This is a genomic window from Pseudomonas alkylphenolica (assembly GCF_004025535.1).
GTDB lineage: Bacteria > Pseudomonadota > Gammaproteobacteria > Pseudomonadales > Pseudomonadaceae > Aquipseudomonas > Aquipseudomonas alkylphenolica_A.
The window spans coordinates 26640-44984 of sequence record NZ_QJRG01000048.1; the positions used below are offsets into that span (position 1 = coordinate 26640).

Annotated in this window: 16 protein-coding genes; 7 read left to right on the forward strand and 9 right to left on the reverse strand. The window is 62.2% G+C overall.

The window, feature by feature from the left end; translation table 11 throughout:
• The first annotated feature begins 178 nt into the window (after positions 1-178).
• Positions 179-1090: a LysR family transcriptional regulator gene (locus DM813_RS20890; protein ID WP_128325302.1), complete on the forward strand. Its 912-nt coding sequence runs from the start codon at positions 179-181 to the stop codon at positions 1088-1090.
• 90 nt (positions 1091-1180) lie between these two features.
• On the opposite strand, the gene DM813_RS20895 is transcribed toward DM813_RS20890, so the two are convergent.
• The 8 genes from DM813_RS20895 to DM813_RS20930 form a co-directional block, all read right to left on the reverse strand.
• Positions 1181-2221: an ABC transporter substrate-binding protein gene (locus DM813_RS20895; RefSeq protein WP_128325303.1), complete on the reverse strand. Its 1041-nt coding sequence runs from the start codon at positions 2219-2221 to the stop codon at positions 1181-1183.
• Between the two features lie 52 nt (positions 2222-2273).
• Complete coding sequence (locus DM813_RS20900) at positions 2274-3656, reverse strand: aspartate aminotransferase family protein (RefSeq protein WP_128325304.1); 1383 nt, start codon at positions 3654-3656, stop codon at positions 2274-2276.
• 11 nt (positions 3657-3667) lie between these two features.
• Positions 3668-5092 carry an APC family permease gene (locus tag DM813_RS20905; protein WP_128325305.1) on the reverse strand — a complete coding sequence of 475 codons (1425 nt, stop codon included), beginning with the start codon at positions 5090-5092 and terminating at the stop codon, positions 3668-3670.
• A 113-nt stretch (positions 5093-5205) separates the two neighbouring features.
• Positions 5206-6699 (reverse strand): aldehyde dehydrogenase, encoded by a 1494-nt coding sequence (locus DM813_RS20910; protein ID WP_128325306.1) that lies wholly within the window; start codon positions 6697-6699, stop codon positions 5206-5208.
• A 16-nt stretch (positions 6700-6715) separates the two neighbouring features.
• Positions 6716-7879, reverse strand: a complete 1164-nt coding sequence (gene argE, locus DM813_RS20915; protein ID WP_128325307.1) for an acetylornithine deacetylase — start codon at positions 7877-7879, stop codon at positions 6716-6718.
• On the reverse strand, positions 7872-8546 hold the full coding sequence (locus DM813_RS20920; protein ID WP_128325308.1) for a DUF1028 domain-containing protein: 675 nt from the start codon (positions 8544-8546) through the stop codon (positions 7872-7874). Before DM813_RS20920 ends, argE begins: the two co-directional genes overlap by 8 nt.
• A gap of 10 nt (positions 8547-8556) precedes the next feature.
• On the reverse strand, positions 8557-8967 hold the full coding sequence (locus tag DM813_RS20925) for a RidA family protein (protein ID WP_003201555.1): 411 nt from the start codon (positions 8965-8967) through the stop codon (positions 8557-8559).
• Entirely contained in the window at positions 8967-10286 is a 1320-nt protein-coding gene (locus DM813_RS20930; protein WP_128325309.1) for a flavin-containing monooxygenase, read from the reverse strand. Before DM813_RS20930 ends, DM813_RS20925 begins: the two co-directional genes overlap by 1 nt.
• 275 nt (positions 10287-10561) lie before the next feature.
• Here DM813_RS20930 and DM813_RS20935 point away from each other — a divergent pair, with 275 nt between their 5' ends.
• From DM813_RS20935 to DM813_RS20960, 6 genes are all read left to right on the forward strand, one after another.
• Complete coding sequence (locus tag DM813_RS20935) at positions 10562-12031, forward strand: FAD-dependent oxidoreductase (RefSeq protein WP_128325310.1); 1470 nt, start codon at positions 10562-10564, stop codon at positions 12029-12031.
• 154 nt (positions 12032-12185) lie between these two features.
• On the forward strand, positions 12186-12926 hold the full coding sequence (locus tag DM813_RS20940) for a TetR/AcrR family transcriptional regulator (RefSeq protein WP_164897277.1): 741 nt from the start codon (positions 12186-12188) through the stop codon (positions 12924-12926).
• 392 nt (positions 12927-13318) lie between these two features.
• Complete coding sequence (locus DM813_RS20945; protein WP_128325312.1) at positions 13319-14089, forward strand: SDR family NAD(P)-dependent oxidoreductase; 771 nt, start codon at positions 13319-13321, stop codon at positions 14087-14089.
• A 66-nt stretch (positions 14090-14155) separates the two neighbouring features.
• Entirely contained in the window at positions 14156-15418 is a 1263-nt protein-coding gene (locus tag DM813_RS20950) for a sulfotransferase family protein (RefSeq protein ID WP_128325313.1), read from the forward strand.
• The gene (locus DM813_RS20955) at positions 15415-16641 is read left to right on the forward strand and encodes a DUF1214 domain-containing protein (protein WP_128325314.1); all 1227 of its coding nucleotides are present in this window, start codon (positions 15415-15417) and stop codon (positions 16639-16641) included. Before DM813_RS20950 ends, DM813_RS20955 begins: the two co-directional genes overlap by 4 nt.
• 60 nt (positions 16642-16701) lie before the next feature.
• A complete protein-coding gene (locus tag DM813_RS20960; RefSeq protein WP_128325315.1) occupies positions 16702-17106 on the forward strand; it encodes a nuclear transport factor 2 family protein in 405 nt (134 codons plus the stop codon).
• Positions 17107-17258: 152 nt separating this feature from the next.
• Here the strand turns inward: DM813_RS20960 and DM813_RS20965 are convergent, their stop codons facing one another.
• Complete coding sequence (locus DM813_RS20965) at positions 17259-18272, reverse strand: DNA-binding protein (protein ID WP_128325316.1); 1014 nt, start codon at positions 18270-18272, stop codon at positions 17259-17261.
• Positions 18273-18345: the final 73 nt, after the last annotated feature.

Here is an 18345-nt window from a genome sequence, read left to right on the forward strand (position 1 = left end):
TAGAGCGGCCCGCAGAACGTCAGGCCGTATCAGTTCGAACCTGCCACTGTGCGCGACGTGCCTTCAAAGCGATCAACGGTTGGCCAGCGAAAATATCCTCAGTGCCCAGCAAAATCCGCTGCAGGCCTTTACGCCCCACGGGGTACCCTGTAGCAAAATAATCAGCCAGAGGTGCACTGTGGCGTCCTATACCTTGCGTCAGTTGAAGTATTTCGTCACCACCGTGGAGTGCGGCAGCGTCGCCGAAGCGTCGCGCAAGCTGTACATCGCGCAACCGTCGATTTCAACCGCAATCAAAGGCCTGGAAGACAGCTTTGGCGTGCAGTTGTTCATACGCCATCACGCCCAGGGCGTATCCCTTACCCCCGGTGGCGCGCGGTTCTACCGTAAAGCACAGGAACTGCTGCGCATGGCCCGGGAGTTCGAGCAGAATGCCCTGGCCGACAATGATGTGGTCTGCGGGCAGATCGACATCGGCTGCTTCGAGACGGTTGCCCCGCTCTACCTGCCGCGCCTGATCAAGGGCTTTCATGAACGCTTTCCCGGTGTGGAGATCCGCCTGCAGGACGGTGAGCAACAGGAACTGGTGCAGGGTTTGACCGGCGGGCGCTTTGACCTGGCGATCTTCTACGACCATGACCTGGACAGCACTATCGAGACTGAAGCCTTGATGGCGCCGCAACGGCCCTATGCATTGCTGCCAGCCGGACATCGCTTTGCCGAACAGGCGCAGGTGTCGTTACGCGACCTGGCGCTGGAACCGATGATCCTCCTGGATGTGCAGCCGAGCCGAACCTATTTCGTGAGCATCTTCGAAGAGCTGGGGTTGAGCCCGAACATTGTTTTCAGCTCGCCTTCCATCGAGATGGTCCGCGGGATGGTCGGGCAAGGCTTCGGCTTTGCCGTGCTGGTTACCCGGCCGCAGACCACCAGCACCTATGACGGCCAGGAACTGGTGTGTGTGGCGTTGGCCGAAGATGTAACCGGTTCGGGGCTGGTGGCGGGCTGGTTGAAACGTGCGCAGCTGACCAAGCCTGCGCAGTTGTTTGTCGACTATTGCAAAGAACAGTTCACGGCCTGGCTGGCCTGAATGTTGGGGAACATTATTCGCGGGTGAACCCGCTCCCACAGGTACAGTGCAAACCCCTGTGGGAGCGGGTTCACCCGCGAATGCTTAAGGTCAGCGCGCCGCCCAGGCGTTGAAGCGCTGTTCCAGTTCCTCCCCGTGATCCACCCAGAACGCCGCATCCACTGCCTGCGCCTGAGCGAGGTTGGCTTGAGCCGTAGGCAACTGTTGCTGCACCGCATCAGGCAACAGCTTCAGCGCATCACGATGCACCGGCCCATAGGGGATCTCTTCAGAAAACACCTTTTGCGCCTGCGGCTGGCTGGCAAAGGCAATGAAATCCTCGGCCAGGGCCTTGTTCGGCGTGCCCTTCACCACCGCCCAGTATTCCGGGTCGTACAGGCTCTGCGGCCAGACGATACCCAGTTTCATCCCCTCTTTCTGCGCCGAGGCAATGCGCCCGTTATAGGCCGCGCTCATTACCACGTCACCGGCGATCAACCACTGTGCCGGTTGTGCGCCCGCCTCCCACCACTGGATGTTGCCCTTGATCTGGTCGAGCTTGGCAAACGCCCGGCTCACCCCTTCTGGCGTCGCCAATACTTCGTACAGTTGCTCGGGCTTGACGCCGTCCGCCAGCAAGGCGATCTCCAGGGTGTACTTGGCGCCCTTGCGCAACCCACGTTTACCGGGGTACTCGCTGACATTCCAGAAGTCCGCCCAGGAAGTCGGCGCCTTGACCAGTTTGTCGTGGTCGTAGGCCATGACCATCGACCAGACGTACGTCGCCACTCCGCATTCGCTCAGGGTACCCGGCACAAACTGCGCCGCATCGCCAAAACGTGCCGGGTCCAGGCGCTCGAACAGGCCTTCGTCACAGCCGCGCAGCAACTCCGGGCTTTCGACCTCGACCACATCCCAGCTGGTATGGCCGACATCGACCATGGCTTTGATCTTCGACAACTCACCGTTGTATTCGCCGGCGACGACGCGTCCTGCACCGCTGGCGTTGAAAGGTTGGAAATAGGCCTTGTCCTGGGCCTGTTTGGTAGCACCGCCAAACGAGATCACCGTGAGGTTCTGTGGCGCGGCCTGAACAGCACCGCACAGCAACGCCAGGGCAAAGGGAACACTGCAACGCAAGGATCTGGACATGGATCTGTTCCTCAAGAGAGCCGGCTCGCCCATACGAGCCGGCGTACGGGGCTTACAGCAGGCCGTACTCGCGCGCGGTGCGGTCTACGGCAATACGGGTCTTGTCGACCAGTTCATCGATATCGGCTTTACCGGCCACCAGGGCTGGCGCCATGATCATCCGGCCCAGGGTCGAGCGGATGATCAGGCCTTCTTCGAAGCCGATGGTGCGGCAACGCCAGGCCATGTCGTTCTCGTTGGCAAAGCGTTTGCGGCTGGCCTTGTCTTCGGCAAACTGCAGGGCCGCGACCAGCCCGGTGCCCTGGATTTCGCCAATCAGCGGGTGATTGCCGAACACCTCACGCAGGCAGTTCTGCAGGTACGGACCGGTGTCCTGCTTGACCTGGGTGACAATGCCCTCGTCGCGCAGTGCCTTGAGGTTGGCTATCGCAACCGCCGCTGCCACCGGGTGCCCGGAATAGGTCAGGCCGTGGGCGAATACCCCGCCCTGCTCTACCAGCACCTGCGCCATACGCTTGGACAGGATCAGGCCGCCCATGGGGATGTAGCCGCTGGTCAGGCCCTTGGCGATCGACAGGGTGTCGGGTTCGAAACCGAAGTGCTGGTGGGCAAACCATTCACCGGTACGGCCAAAGCCGCCAATCACTTCATCGGCACACAGCAGTACGTCGTACTTGCGGCAGATGCGCTGAATCTCCGGCCAGTAGCTTTCTGGCGGGAAGATCATGCCGCCCGCGCCCTGGAACGGTTCGGCAACGAAGGCGGCAACGTTCTCGGCACCCAGCTCGAGAATCTTCTCTTCCAGCTGGCGCGCGGCGCGCAGACCGAACTCGGCCGGGGTCAGGTCGCCTTCATGGGCGAACCAGTACGGCTCGTCGATGTGCGCGACATCGGGAATCACCCCGCCCATGTCGTGCATGAACTTCATCCCGCCCAGCGCGGTGGCGCCCAGGGTCGAGCCGTGGTAGCCGTTCCAGCGGCCGATCATGATTTTCTTCTGCGGTTTGCCGAGGATCTGCCAGTAGCGGCGCACGGTGCGGATCAGCACCTCGTTGGCCTCGGAGCCTGAGTTGGTGTAGATCGCGTGGCTGTAGTGGCTCGGCAGCAGGCTGAACAGCAGCTCCGAGAGCTCTACCACTGCCGGGTGGGTGGTGTGGAAAAACATGTTGTAGTACGGCAGTTGCTCCAGCTGGCGGCTGGCGGCGGCGGCCAGGTCCTTGCGGCCGTAACCGAGGTTGGTGCACCACAGGCCTGACATACCGTCGAGGTAGCGCTTGCCGTCGTTGTCCCAGAGCGCCAGGCCTTCACCACGGACGATCACGCGTGGGCCTTCCTCGTTCAGGGCTTTCTGGTCGAGAAACGCATGGATGTGGTGCGCCGCATCCAGGGCCTGGTAATCGCCGGTGCTGCGGTCGGTGTTCACTTGAGCGGTCATTGCGAGTCTCCTTATTGGTTTTTATCGTTGCCAGCCACCAGCGCGGTTTGCAGTGGCTCGGGCTTGAACAGGGGTTTGCGCATCACGCACTTGATCCACAGCACGGCGATGATCGAGACGATCAGCAGTACCAGGCCGGCGTAAGCGAAAATCGAGAAAGTCATCTCAGGGCTTGGCGACACGTTCCAGATGGCAAAGAGCATGCCGGCGATGCCGAAAATCTGTGGCAGCGGGTAGAACGGCGTGCGAAACGGCCGGTGAACCTGCGGATAGCGGCGGCGCAGCGCAATCACGTTGATGTGGGTAATGATGTAGGCCAGCAGCCAGGCCAGTGCGGCGGCCAGCAGCAACTGGTTGATCGCGTCCGGATGATCGTGCATCAGCAGCAACGGCAGGCCGGTGATCGCCGCCACGAACAGCACCGCCACCCAGGGTGCACCGGTGCGTTTGCCCTGGCGTTTGAGGATGCCGAACGCCTGTCCGTTGCAGGCCATGCCGAAGAGCATGCGCGGGATCGCCGCCAGCGAACTGTTAAGGGTGCTGCATGTAGCGGTAATGGCGGCGGTGACCAGAAACACCTTGCCCGCCTCACCGAATACGGTGGTGGCGAACAGGTAATGAGGCAGGCCATTACTGGCCAGTTCCGCCTGCGGCACGGTGAGCAGCGCGCCGAGTGCATACAGGGCGATGATCACAAAGATGATGGTCAGGCCGAGCATCATCGAGCTGGGGATGTTGCGCTCCGGACGACGGGTTTCTTCCACCAGCGGGCAAACGAACTCGGCACCGACAAAGCCCCACACCGCCATCGCCGTCAGGGCGATCACGCCCAGCCCCATCGGGTTCCAGCCCGCGCTTTCAAACAGGCCAGGGTTTGGCGAAACGATGTCGCTGTTCATCGCGCTCAGGCCCATCACCAGCAGCACCACCACCATGACCACGGCCAGTACCGTCTGCAGACGGGCGAAGATGTCGATGTTGAACAGGTTGAGCACGGTAAACAGCGCCAGTACACCCAAAGCCACGGTCAGCGGCGGCATCGAGTGCGGGTAGACCTTGTCGATGATGAACTCCATCAACAGCAGCTCTGCCGACAAGGCGAACATCGCCACCACCACGTAACCGGAAAAGGTCGCGAGGATCGCCGGGAACTGACCGATAGCTACCTCGGTGTAGCTACTCAAGCTGCCGGCGCGAGGGATCATCAAGGCCAGTTCCGAGAACGAACAGGCGTAGCTCAAGGCCAACAGCCAGGCCAGCGCCAGGGGCACGATGAAACCGGCCCCGGCGATACCGACGCCTTGCAGCATCAGCACCATTACGCCTTGCGACACGACCAGGCCGATGGCCACGGCGAGCAAGGCGCTCAGGCCCAGTTTCTTGCTACTCGCAGGCGGCGCCAGGGCGCCTGCGGACACGCTTGCATTGCTGTTCATCGGGTGCTCCGTCTTGTTGTAGTTTTAAGAACAGTTCGGGGTTGCCAGTACTGGGGCTGCCCTGCAGCCCATCGCAGGCTTCGCCAGCTCCTACAGGGTCTTTGGGTGGATCTTCAGCCTCGCAGCTGAATCCAGGTGGTTTTCAGTTGCGTGTACTTGTCGAACGAATGCAGGGAAAGGTCGCGGCCAAAGCCCGATTGCTTGCCACCGCCAAAAGGCACCGTGACATCCAGGGCATCGACGGTGTTCACCGACACGGTCCCGGCATTCAGCCGCCGTGCCACCCGATGTGCGCGGTTCAGATCGTCGGTCCATATCGACGCTGCCAGGCCATAGATGTGGTTGTTGGCAATCGCGACAGCCTGGTCTTCATCGTCAAAGACGGTTACGGCAAGCACCGGGCCGAACACTTCTTCGCGGGCCAGGGTCATGTCGGCGGTGACACCGGTGAAAATCGTCGGTTCGATGAAGTTGTCGGCGCCGTCGATGCTCAACTGGCGGCCCCCACACACCAACTGTGCGCCCTCGCCTTGGGCCTGTTCGATGTACTGCATGATTCGCAGGGTCTGGCGCGCATCGACAATGGCCCCGGCGGCACTGGCCGGATTCAACGGGTTACCGGGCTGCCAGGCGCTGGCTTTTTCGATCAGGCGCTGGATGAATTCATCGGCAATCGAGCGCTGCACCAGCAGCCGCGAGTTGGCCGAGCAGACTTCGCCCTGGTTGAAGAAAATGCCGAACGCGGCCTTCTCGGCAGCCAGGTCGAGGTCCTGGCAATCGGCGAACACCAGGTTCGGGCTTTTGCCACCGCACTCCAGCCACACTTGCTTGAGGTTGGACTGTGCCGCGTACTGCATGAAGTACTTGCCGACTTCGGTGGAGCCGGTGAACACCAGGGAATCCACGTCCATGTGCAGGCCCAGCGCCCGACCGGCCTCCTCGCCAAGGCCCGGCACTACGTTGAGCACACCAGCGGGGATGCCGGCTTCCAGCGCCAGTTCAGCCAGGCGCAGGGCCGAGAACGGCGACTGCTCGGCGGGCTTGAGTACCACGCTGTTACCGGCCGCCAGGGCGGGTGCGAGTTTCCACGCAGCCATGTCCAGCGGGAAGTTCCACGGCACCACGGCAGCGATCACACCCAGTGGCACGCGGGTAATGGTCGCCAGTGCGTTGCTGGCGGTCGGTGCAACCTGGTCATAGAGTTTGTCGAGGCTTTCGCCGTACCAGGCGAACACATGGGCGGCACCCGGCACGTCGATGTTCCAGGCATCCATCACCGGCTTACCCATGCTCAACGAATCCAGCAAGGCCAGTTCATCCCGGTGTTCGAGCATCAGTTGCGACAGGCGCAGCAGGACTTTTTTACGTTCGCCCGGCGCCATCTTTGCCCAGGGGCCTTGCTCGAATGCTCGACGAACACTGGCAACAGCCTGGTCGACCTCCACCTGCCCACACGCGGCAACACGGGCCAGCACGCGGTTGGTGGCCGGGTTGATCACATCAAAACGCACGCCGTTTTGCGCCTGGCACGGCTCGCCGTCGATCAGCGCGGTGTCTATCAGACGCTGTTGCGCAGCTAGGTGTGTCCAGCCATTGAAATCGTTCACCACAGACTCCTTGTTGTTATCCGTTGTGGGAGAGGTACGCAGCCAGCCGGTCCATCAGGCGGTCACAGGCCGCCATCTGCTCGACGCTGACGAATTCGTCGGGTTTGTGCCCTTGTTCCATGCTGCCGGGGCCACAGACCACGGCGGGGATTCCAGCCTGGTCAAACAGGCCGCCTTCGGTGCCAAAGGCCACCGTGCTGAAAGCGTCGCTGCCACACAGTTGCGCGATGAGTTTCGCGGCGGCGCTTTCAGGTGCAGTCACCAGGCCCGGATACGCAGACAGTGCTTCGAAACGGATGGCGGTGTCGGCGTTGACCGCCTGCATGGCCGGCAACAACGTGTGCTCGGCGTAGGTTTGCAACTCATCGAGTACCGCTTGCGGCGCGAATGCTGGCAAGGCACGCACCTCAAAGTCGAAGCGGCAGTCGGCCGGCACAATGTTCAAGGCCGTGCCACCCTGGATCACCCCGACCTGTACCGTGGAGTACGCCGGATCGAAGCGCGCATCGTGGTGCTCTGGCGCAGCCAGGCGTTGGCCGATTTCGCCCAGGCGGCCAACCAGTCGCGCCGCCTGTTCGATGGCGTTCACACCATAAGGGGCGTAGGCCGAATGGCACGGCGCGCCGTGTACATGGCAACGCATGGCCAGCTTGCCCTTGTGACCGAGCACCGGTTTGAGCTCGGTGGGCTCGCCAATCAGGCACACCGCTGGCTTCGGGATGCGCTGGGGCAACAACGCCAACAGGCTGCGTACGCCCAGGCAACCGACCTCCTCGTCATACGAGAACGCGAAGTGCACAGGGCGCCGGAGCGGACTGGCAAGAAACACCGGTACCGCTGCCAGCACTGAGGCCAGGTAGCCTTTCATGTCCGCAGCACCGCGGCCATAGAGCTTGCCGTTACGCTCGCTCATGACGAAGGGCTCGACCGTCCAGGCCTGGCCGTCCACCGGAACTACATCGGTGTGCCCCGACAGCACCACTCCGCCTTCCACTGCCGGGCCAATGCTTGCCAGCAGGTTTGCCTTGGTCTGCTCAGCGTTGTAGATCAGCTCGCAGCTGACGCCAAGGCCGTGCAGGTAATCACGGACGAACTCGATCAACGCCAGGTTCGAATCGCGGCTTACCGTGGCAAAGCCGATCAGCTTTGCCAGCAAGGCACGGCTACGCAGCTCACTCATCACCCGGTACTCCGTAGCTCGGGGCCAGCGTCGGGTTGAGTGCGCGCGTCAGGTAATCCTGCAATTGAGGCTCATAGGCATCCCAGAGCTTTTGCAACTCACCGATGGGGTTCTCGTCAGCCCAGTCGACCCGCAGGTCAACGATCGGCCAGACCAGCTCGCCCACCACTGATACTGCTGCCGAATGCACCGCACCGGCTTCCCCTCCGGCGTCCTGCCCGGCTTGCAACGCCGTGAGCAGGCGCGCGGCCAGGCAGCCTTCGCTGGCTTCAAACGCAGCGACCATGCGTTCGATCACTGCCGTATTGGCCAGCAGGTTGCCGGCAGCCACACACTGCTCGCCGGCCACGGCGTTGTGCGTGCCCAAGGTATGGTTGCCACTGAACACGGCGGTACGCCCCTGGGCATCGATGACTGCCACCTGGCGATACTGGCTGTAGCCGTTGCGGGTCAGCGCATGATCCAGTGCCTGATGCGGCGCCAGGCCTTCACCCAGCGCATCCAGTACCTGTGGGCCGAGGGCAGGCAAGGTGATGTTCTGGCTCGAGACCGCCCCCACGCCTGAGCGCAGCCAGGGGCAACGAGCGCCGACAGCAATGCTTGAAGAACTGATTGCGATGCCCAGCTGGCCGGTTTCTGCGCAGCGTCCGACGATGGAAAAAGTCATGGCAGGCTCCTTATTCGGGGATGACCGCGATCACGTCGATTTCCATCAGCCACTGCGGCTGGCCCAGGGCACTGACCACCAGCCCGGTTGAAATCGGGAACACGCCTTTGAGCCATTTACCCACTTCCTGGTACACCGGCTCGCGGTAGCGCGGGTCGATCAGGTAGGTGGTGGTCTTGACGATATGGCTGAGGTCACTGCCCGCCTCTTCCAGCAGTTGCTTGACGTTGCGCATGGCTTGTTCGGCCTGCGCACGAGGATCGCCGAGGCCTACAAGCTGCCCGTTGAAGTCGGTGCCGACCTGGCCACGAACGTACACGGTGTTACCGGCACGCACTGCCTGGCACAGGTCGTTGTCCAGGGTCTGGTTCGGGTAAGTGTCTTTGGTGTTGAACATGCGGATACGGGTATGAGTAGGCATCAACGGGCTCCCAGCAGGCTGGCGGTTTTCAGGGGTGTCTTGGTGGTTTCGGCCTGACGCTGCGCGGCGTCCCGATAATCGAAATAGGCGCGCTGCTTGATGATGTGTTCGGCGATGTGCCGGGCGTCATGCCACACGCCCCAGATAAACGCCGAGCCCCTTCGCGCAAGCCAAGGCAGGCCAACGAAATAGATGCCAGGCTCGCTGCTGACGCCGCGTTGATGCTGCGGTTTGCCGTCGGCCTTGAAGGCATTGACCTTCAGCCAGTCGTAATCCACGGAATAGCCGGTAGCCCAGATCACCGTGGTGACACCGGCCTTGGCCAGGTCCAGTTCAAGGATCGGGTGGCTGACACACTCAGGATCGGGCAGCATGATCCGCGCCTCGGGTTCCAGCGGCAGGTCGAGCCCGTTGGCCTCGATGTAAGCGTCGGCGGCGTCGAGCAGTGCCAGGTAATTTTCGTCCCCGCGAGCGATGTTCTCGGCCAGGTTCGACTCGAAGCTCACCACGTCACCATTGAAAGCCTTGGTCAGGCCCACCAGGGTCACGCCTTGCTGGGCCAGGCGGCGGAAGTCGACGGTATGGCCGCCGCGCGCACCGCTTACAGCGATGGTGACGTGCTCTTTGCCTGGCTGCACACCTTCGGCGTCCCACAAACCGAGCACACCCAACCACCAGCAGAAATCACGGTTGCGGTAGGCGCGCGGTGGTCGGTCATGGGCACCGACAGAGAGGTACACCTGTTTACCTGCCCGTTGCAGCTCGTCGGCGATCTGCACGCCAGAAGAACCGGCTCCGACCACCAGTACGGCGCCTTCGGCCAGCTGCTGCGGGTTACGGTACTGAGCGGAGTGAATCTGGGTTGCCTTGCCATCGGCAGGCGCGATCGAAGGAATCAGCGGGCGCTGGAACGGGCCGGTGGCGACCACCACATTGCTGGCTTCGATGACGCCGTCGGATGTTTCAAGGGTAAAGCCCGGGCGGCCGACGTTGCGCTCTACCTTGGTGACTTCAACGCCGGTACGCACCGGGGCGTTGAATTTTTTCGCATAGGCTTCGAAATAGTCGGCAACCTGATCCTTGCCGGCGAACGCGTCGGGGTCGAGGCCTTCGAATTCAAGGCCCGGAAAGCGGTCATGCCAGGCCGGGCCATTGGCAACCAGCGAATCCCAGCGCCCGGTGCGCCAGGCTTCAGCGATACGGTTGCGCTCCAGCACCAGGTGCGGCACGCCGAGGCGGCTCAGGTGCTCGCTCATGGCCACACCGGCTTGCCCGGCGCCCACTACAAGCGTGTCTATTACAGTCTTATTGTTTGTCATCGCTGCGCCCTACTGAGGTTACCCACGGGGGAGGACCGTGGGTGGGTGTAGGACGCATTCTGTGAGCAGGCGCTGAAACGCGAAATTATGATTTATGTGGTCGTAGCAGAGTAAAAAACTATGGGGTGCTCAGACGCTGTGCCATTCGCCTGAGTAATTGGTCCTTGCACCAAGGAAGACCGGTTCACGCCTAGTCCATTAGAGGTATGACGCCCAGGTGCTGGTCTCCTAGCATCGCCTGCACACTGGGATTCGCTATGTCTCTGGAGCTACGTATGAACGCCAATTTTTCATCTGCCCGTCCCGTTCGGATCGAGGAAGTTGCACAGTGGGACCTCGAAACCGAGGTTGCAATCATTGGTTTCGGTGCCGCCGGCAGTTGTGCCGCGATCGAAGCGCGCGAAGCGGGAGCGCAGGTGGATATCTTCGAGGTAGCCTCGGCGGGTGGTGGTAGTGCCGGGCTTTCGGGCGGTGAGGTGTATGTCGGCGGTAGCGGTGGCACCGAAGTGCAGCGTGAGGCCGGCTTCGAAGACAGCACCGACGCTTTCCAGACCTATCTCGCGATGGCCGGTGGCCCTGCCGCGGACGGTGATCGGGTGGCGCTGTATGCTGAGAACGGCGTAGCTCATTTCAACTGGCTGAAGCAGCAAGGCGTGCCGTTCAAGGGGACCTACCTGCCGGGAAAATGGATCGAGCCCACGACGGACGACACGCTGGTGTGGAGCGGCAGTGAATTGGCCTGGCCTTTCAGTGCGCACGCCACCCCGGCGCCGCGCGGTCATACCGTGCAATTCGTGGGATGGGGCGGCGGACAGAAGCTGATGGAAACGCTCTGCCAGCGCGCCCAGGACCTGGGCGCCAATGTCCATTTCAACAGCCGCGCATTGTGCTTGATCGTCGATTCGGCCAATGCCGTGCAGGGTGTGATCATCCGCCGAGATGGCAAGGTGCTGTCTGTGCGCGCCCGCAAGGGCGTTATTCTCGCGGCCGGCGGTTTCATCGGCAACCGCGAGATGGTTCAGCGCTACGCACCCGAGGCGATGGTGTGCGAGCAACTGGTGACTGCTGGTAATGACGATGGCTCCGGCATCCGCATGGGCATGAGCGTCGGTGCGGCCACGCTGAATATGCATGAGTTCTTTGCCACTGTGCCGTTTTTCCCGCCAGCGTCCTTGGTCAAAGGCATTTTCATCAACGAGCGCGGCCAGCGTTTCATCAACGAGGATGCCTACCACGGCCGGGTCGCTCATTATGTGCTGCGCCAGCCGAACAGACGTGTCTGGCTACTGGTGGATGAAGAGATCTTCGGACGCCCGATGCTTCAGGAAAACATAGACATCGTCGCCGTAGGCGAAACCTGGGACGAGGTGGCGGAAGGTCTCGGCCTGCCCACCGGGGCACTCCAGCACAGCGTGGCGGAGTTCAACCGCCACGCCGCCGAGGGGCTCGACCCGTACTTTCACAAAAGCGCCGAATGGTTGCGACCGTTGAGCACGCCGCCCTTCGCTGCGCTCAGCTACTGCCTGGGCGACATCGATGCTCATGCCTTCACGCTGGGTGGCTTGGCGACGCGTCCCAGTGGTGAGGTCCTTGACGGCGATGGTCAGCCGATACCGGGCTTGTATGCCGCGGGCCGCACGGCCTGCGGCCTGCCTCGCTGGGGAGAGGGCTACAGTTCCGGCTTGTCACTGGGTGACTCGACGTTCTTCGGCCGTGAGGCCGGGAAGTGTGCAGCGCGCCAGTGAGTCTGACGGCAGGAAGGCGCGTGAAACTCGCCCACGCGCTCGCGTCATTGACGGTGCTGCTGTACGGAGGGAATATGGCGCCAGAAGAAACCCTACAGCCCGGCGAGTAGAGCTGATACGTTTAGCTGCATGGCCGACTGAAAAGATTGGTGTGATGATCCAGCAAGTCAGGAAAACCGAACGCTTGACGCTGAAAAGCGTCGTCACTCGCGCAAAACTCGTGGCCATTGCCGAGCGCTTGTTCGCCGAGCGCGGTATCGAAGGGGTGTCGTTAAGCGATATCAACAAGGCGGCGGGGCAACGGAACAAGAACGCCACGAGCTACCACTTCGGCAGCAAGGACGGTTTGCTGCAGGCCATCCTCGACAAGCATGTGCCTGGCATTTCAGCACGGCGCAACGCCTTGCTCGATGAGTTGGAGCAGCGAGGCAACCCTTCGGTGCGAGACGTGGTCCGCGCGTTCATGTACCCGTTGGCAGACAAGATGTTCGATCCCTGCGGTGGCAGGCATTTCATTTGCCTGGATGCCCAGCTGGTGGCGATACATACGCTCTCGGTGCAGAACCTGCGCGCCTCCGCGTTCAAGCTGGGTCAGGTGGACCGTTTGAGACGGGCGCTGCTCGAGGTCATCCAGGGCCTGCCGGAGTCCGTCGCCGAGCAGCGCCTGCACCTGGCGGCAGTACTGCTCCTTCACGGGCTCGCCGATCACTCGCGCATGCTGGATGCGAGCGAGAACAAGAAGGTCTTGTTGATCGACACCGAGTTGTTCATCAAGAACACCGAAGACTGCCTGGTGGCATTGCTGGCGAGCCCCATGTCACCTGAAACCATCGCCCTTCTCTCCCGCCTTGAAGCACCTGAACAGGCTTCGGTCCCGGCTTCCAGCGTGCCGTGAGGATACGCATTTTCCGTAGCGTCAGACTCATCTCTTCCCAATAACCGGCTGTCATCCGCGCGCAGGCGTCCGAGCCTTGGACGCCGGAAGTGCAGCAGCCTGTTTTCAACCCTCTCCCCCCTCCTCCCACGAATCAAGTGGTCAGCACCGTTGCGCAACGTGCGATTGCGTGTGGACGTTTATCGTCTGCCTGTTATTTAAGTCGTTCTACTCAAATGTCTATCAATTAAAGACCCGGAAATACCGCAATTCATAGTCCGTTTCGACTATTCGCATCTGAAATCAATTTAATACGATTGACTTATATTGAGTCGCCGGCTGGCACGCGTGAAAGCGGTAGCCCCTGACTCACAGGCTCACTGCATCACAGCAACTATCGGAGGCAACGCCCCATGAGTGTTCAGCAGGCCGACTGGCCGAATCTTCGTTTTGACTACAAGAACTGCCACGTGCTGGTGACCGGAGGTACCAGCGGCATCGGCGCCGGCATTGCCGAAGCGTACCGCGCTGCAGGTGCCGAGGTGACGATCACGGGCACCCGGCCAAGCGCCTGCGATTATGAAAGTGACCTCAACGGCTTCCGCTACCTGCAGCTCGACATCGAGAACAGCGACAACATCGCTGCCGTCGCCGCTGCGCTGCCGCGCCTGGACATTCTCGTCAACAACGCCGGCTTCGCGTTGCCTAGCACTGGCCTGGACGAATATGAACCGGACGTCTTCGAGCGCGCGGTACGCATGCACCTCGTCGGCGGCTACCGGATGGCGCATGGCTGCGCAGACAAGCTTTTGAAAAGCACACTGCCCGGCGGTCCGTCGATCATCGGTATCGCTTCGATGAGTTCGTTCTTCGGGATCGATATCGTGCCTGGCTATGGCGCGGCGAAGACCGGCGTGATCGGACTGACCCGGGCATTGGCGGTTCACTGGGGCGGGCGCATTCGCGTCAATGCGGTCGCGGCAGGGCTTACCGCAAGCCGCATGACAGCGTCGACTGTCGCCAACCCGCAGTGGTCCGCTCCCACCCTGTCGCGCACGCCGGCAGCACGGCTTGGCGTGCCACAGGACATCGCCGGCCCCGTCCTTTTCCTGACAAGCGCGGCCGCCGGATGGATCACCGGGCAAACGCTGCCGGTCGATGGCGGCTACACCATCGCGGGCTGAGCGCAGTGCCGGCTCGCCTTGCCTCTGCCCATTGACACCACCTCCCCTTACACGTCGGAGCAGCACATGACACCTGACAGCATCCGTATCACTGACCTGGGCGCACCTGAACTTACCGAGCGGCAGCGTCAAGCGATTGCCAGCGCCCCCTGCATTGAAATGCGCGAGGAGGCTGTGCTGGCAGCTGCATGCCAGAGCACAGGGCTCTCTGATTTCGGTGCGGATGACTTTCGCGAACGGCTGCGAATCTGGCTAAAGAGCTTTGACGAGGATGCGGGGCTGGGGCCCCTGGGGCGCGCGGGCATGTTTGGCGATGCCGTGCGCTACGCAGCGTCCCGCCTGCGCTTCGAAGACCTTGTGAAACGCTACCCGCAAATCAACGACATTGAGATTCAACGGCCGATCATTGTCGCCGGGCTTCCCCGCTCCGGCACGACCCACCTGGTCAACATCCTGGCAGCCGATCCGCGATTGCGCTCAATGCCCCTGTGGGAAGCAATGGAGCCTATTCCTGTGCCGCAAGAGCAAATGCCAGGCGGGGAAGATCCACGTATCACGCGCACCCGCCAGGCCTGGGGAGAATTCGAAACCCTGTTGCCGTACATGCCGGCAATGCACGAAATGTCCCCCACCCACGTGCATGAAGATATCGAACTGCAAGGCCTGGATTTCTCGACCTATCTGCCGGAATGGCAGTCTCGCCCCTCTCGCTGGCGCGACTACTACTATCGCCACGACCAGACGCCGCACTACCGTTATGGTCGCCGCGTCCTGCAGGCGCTCACCTGGCTTCAGGGCCCGAACCGCTGGGTGATGAAATCGCCGCCACACATGGAGAACCTGCGGCCGCTGATGGCGACCTACCCCGACGCGACGCTCGTCATCACCCACCGCGACCCGGTTGCCGTTCTTCAGTCAGCCATCACCATGATCGCCTACGGCGACCGCATTCGCCGCCATACAGTCGACCTCAAGGAACTGGCGAACTATTGGACAGATCGGGTGGAGCATCTACTGCGCGCCTGTGTTCGGGACAGGGACAGCGTTCCCGCCGACCAATCGCTCGATGTGCGCTTCGACGACTACATGGCTGACCAGCAGTCAGTGATCGAACGCATCTATACCATGGCCGGCCTGCCATTGACCGCCGACACCAACGCGCGGATCCAGGCCTATCTGAACGCCAATCCGCGGGGCAAGCACGGACGTGTCGTGTATGACCTGAAGGGAGATTTCGGGGTTGATATTGCTGCCTTGCGTGAGCGCTTCGGTTTTTACTACGAGCGTTTCTCGCTGCGGCCCGAGCGTATCGAAGGAGAACGGCCATGACCGATCTCGCTACGCAGCGCCTGCTGTCCGGCCACGCATGGGATGACTTCTGCGAGACCATTCGCCAGGCCGGGCATACGGTCGACGCTTTCGGCAGCGAGGCCGATCCACTCGACCGCGCCGAATGGTATCGCTTCATGACCCGACTCATGCGCAACGGTTTTGAACGTTTTCTGGAGAACGCCGAGCCGGAACGGCCGCGCCTGCGCGATACGCCCTGGCGCCAATCCATCAACTTCCAGTCTCCCGATCAGGATCATCTGCTAGCCGAGTTCATCGACGGTAGCCATGACTATGTCATTCGTGGCCATCGCGGCGGCCTGCCGTACTTCGTCATTGCCTCATGGCGCGCAACACAACCGCGCCATCCAGGCGCCATGGACTGGGCCCCGCGTGGCGTGGCCGGCCTTGGCGAATTTGACCCCACGGCGCTGCGAACCACCCATTTCATTTCGTCACGCGAGGTGAGGTTCGACAAAGAAGGCGCGTTCGAAATCGTGGTCAGCCAAAGCAAGCCCGCTGACGGGCGCGACTGGCTGCCGATCACGCCGGACTGCGTCGGACTGCTGGTGCGTACGCTTTACCATGATCGCGCCAATACCGCGCCGCCCCGTTTCTCCATCGAACGTATCGATAGCCCGCAACCGCGCCCGGTTACCGCCGCCGAAATAAGCGATGCGCTCGCCAAAACGGGCCAGACAGTGCTTGGCTATTGCGAACTGGTACGTAACTGGTGGCAGGGCAATCTCAGCCAGCGGCCGAACCGCATCCGCTTCGACCGCGCGGTGTACCTGTCCAATGGCGGCGTGCCGGACCGGCACCACGGCTTCGGGACCTGGGCGTGCGCCAGCGACGAAGCGCTGGTCATCGATTTTATGCCCTCGGCCTGTGATTACTGGATATTCCAGTTGTGCTCGATCTGGCAAGAGAACCTCGACAACTACGAAGACGGCGGCGGCCATGTACAGAAGTACAAGGCCAGCTATCGCCACGACGGCTCGGTGCGCGTCATCGTTGCGCAAGGTCAACCCGGTATCGCCGGCAACTGGGTTCAACCCTTCGGCCATGTCCATGGCGGCATGAGCCTGCGCCTGATCGGCACCCAGGGCGAGCCGCCGCAGGTAACGCTGCGCTGCATTGCTCTCGCGGCACTGCAGGAGCGTGGTGAAGAAGCACTGGATGAAGTCGCGCCGCTCATCAGTGGTGAGGTGACATTCGACTGACTCGGAAGCAAGAACACAGCAATCGTAACTTTACATCACTGCCTCAAGGAGAAAAGCACCATGTCGAAGCCTGTCGTAGTACCGGATGCTGCGCACATTCGCAGCGTGTTTGAACGTTATGCGGACCTTATGTGTGCCGGTGACGCTGACGCGATCGTTGCCTTGTACGCGCCGGATGCCAGCGTCGAAGACCCCGTGGGATCGCCAGTGCTGAGCGGCCACGAGGCAATCCACAACTTTTATCAGGCGGGTTTCGATGAAATGGGCGGGCGCATTCTGATGCATCTGGAAGGCGCCGTTCGCATCGCCGGCCACGAAGCCGCCGCTGCATTCATCGCCACGTGCGACAAGTATGAGAAGCCGTTCGTAGTCCAGACGCTGGATCACATGTGCTTCGACGATAAGGGCCTGATCACTTCGATGCGGGCATTCTGGGGCGAAACCAACACGACGCGCGACCTCTAGGGCGGGCAGGCTCTTCGCGACCTGCGATGGGTCGCGAAGGGGATCCCACCAGCCCCCCCCCCTCCGCGGCCCCCGCAAGCATTGCGGGCCGCTGCTTCTTGTATGGCGGGACGTCGCCCGTGCCGCTCTGCGGTCACTGATCAGGCGGGCACCTAGCGTTTTCTGGGTGTTGCCTTGCCCGCGCGCCGAGCAGGCTCCGGCAACGCATTGCTGTTCGCCGCCGCCAATTGATCGGTCAGCATCTCGGCCCGTGCCTGCGCCGCTGCCGCCCGTTCGCGCGCGCTCACCGACTCGGCCTCGGCTTCCAGCAAGCGCTGTTGCGCGGTATTGCGCTGCGCAGACGCCTCCACGCTTGCCAGACGATATTGCTCCAGCTGATCCTGCAGGCCTTGGGCCTGGCTCAATGCTGCAGCGCGCTGCTCGCGTGCCTCGGTTAGCGCCTGCTGGCCGGCTAGCAGCTTCTGCTGCAGGGTCTGCAGGTGGCCCTGGGTTTCTTTGAGATGGGCCGCGAGGGCCTTGCTCTCCTCGCGTGTCCGATCGATTTCACGAAACGCCCGGTTTTCCACGTCCTGGGTGTAGCGCTCCTGCTCAAGGCGCAGCTGCTGCGCCTGGTTCTGATTGTTCTGGAGCTGTTGGCGCAGCGTAGCGGCATCCTGACGTGCCTCTTCCAGCTGGCCGCCCTGCTGCTCACGCTGTTGGCGCAGGTCATCGATCTGCGCCAGGCGCTGCGCCAGCAACTGCTCCAGATCACCCAGGCGGGTCTCGCTGGCCTGGCGTGCGGCGATCGCCTCTGCAGTCTGCTGGCGCGCGCGCGCAGCCTCCAGGCGCAGTTGTTCCTGTTCCGCGGCCAATTGTTGACGCTCCTCTACCAGCACCTGGCGTTGCGCCGCCAGCGCCTGTTCCGCCACGCCCTGGGCCAGCAGCGTTGCCTGCTGCCAGATGGCGACAAAGGCCTGCGCCACCTCCGCCGGCAGCCCCGGCAGCCGCGTTTCGCCGCGCAGGCGCCCGGCCAGCTGTTCCCACCACTGGTCTAGCAGCCCGCCGACCCGCGCCGGGCTGCCACGTCCCAGCTCCAGGCGCACACGCTCCACTGTCGGCCGCTCGCCACGTGCCAATACCGCGTCCGCCGCAGCGAACACGTCGTGCTCCGGTACACCTACCGCCATGCCCTGCCCTCCGCTATATTAGGTCTGATAAATAAATGTTATCCGACCTTATAAATTAAAAACTAAATAAATA

Bases quoted from the DNA above. Each gene is read 5' to 3' on its own strand.
- argE (WP_128325307.1), bottom strand. From the start codon at position 7,879: ATGAGTGAGCTGCGTAGCCGTGCCTTGCTGGCAAAGCTGATCGGCTTT.
- DM813_RS20905 (WP_128325305.1), bottom strand. From the start codon at position 5,092: ATGAACAGCAATGCAAGCGTGTCCGCAGGCGCCCTGGCGCCGCCTGCG.
- DM813_RS20935 (WP_128325310.1), top strand. From the start codon at position 10,562: ATGAACGCCAATTTTTCATCTGCCCGTCCCGTTCGGATCGAGGAAGTT.
- DM813_RS20920 (WP_128325308.1), bottom strand. From the start codon at position 8,546: ATGACTTTTTCCATCGTCGGACGCTGCGCAGAAACCGGCCAGCTGGGC.
- DM813_RS20945 (WP_128325312.1), top strand. From the start codon at position 13,319: ATGAGTGTTCAGCAGGCCGACTGGCCGAATCTTCGTTTTGACTACAAG.
- DM813_RS20925 (WP_003201555.1), bottom strand. From the start codon at position 8,967: ATGCCTACTCATACCCGTATCCGCATGTTCAACACCAAAGACACTTAC.
- DM813_RS20895 (WP_128325303.1), bottom strand. From the start codon at position 2,221: ATGTCCAGATCCTTGCGTTGCAGTGTTCCCTTTGCCCTGGCGTTGCTG.
- DM813_RS20965 (WP_128325316.1), bottom strand. From the start codon at position 18,272: ATGGCGGTAGGTGTACCGGAGCACGACGTGTTCGCTGCGGCGGACGCG.
- DM813_RS20940 (WP_164897277.1), top strand. From the start codon at position 12,186: ATGATCCAGCAAGTCAGGAAAACCGAACGCTTGACGCTGAAAAGCGTC.
- DM813_RS20930 (WP_128325309.1), bottom strand. From the start codon at position 10,286: ATGACAAACAATAAGACTGTAATAGACACGCTTGTAGTGGGCGCCGGG.
- DM813_RS20955 (WP_128325314.1), top strand. From the start codon at position 15,415: ATGACCGATCTCGCTACGCAGCGCCTGCTGTCCGGCCACGCATGGGAT.
- DM813_RS20950 (WP_128325313.1), top strand. From the start codon at position 14,156: ATGACACCTGACAGCATCCGTATCACTGACCTGGGCGCACCTGAACTT.
- DM813_RS20900 (WP_128325304.1), bottom strand. From the start codon at position 3,656: ATGACCGCTCAAGTGAACACCGACCGCAGCACCGGCGATTACCAGGCC.
- DM813_RS20960 (WP_128325315.1), top strand. From the start codon at position 16,702: ATGTCGAAGCCTGTCGTAGTACCGGATGCTGCGCACATTCGCAGCGTG.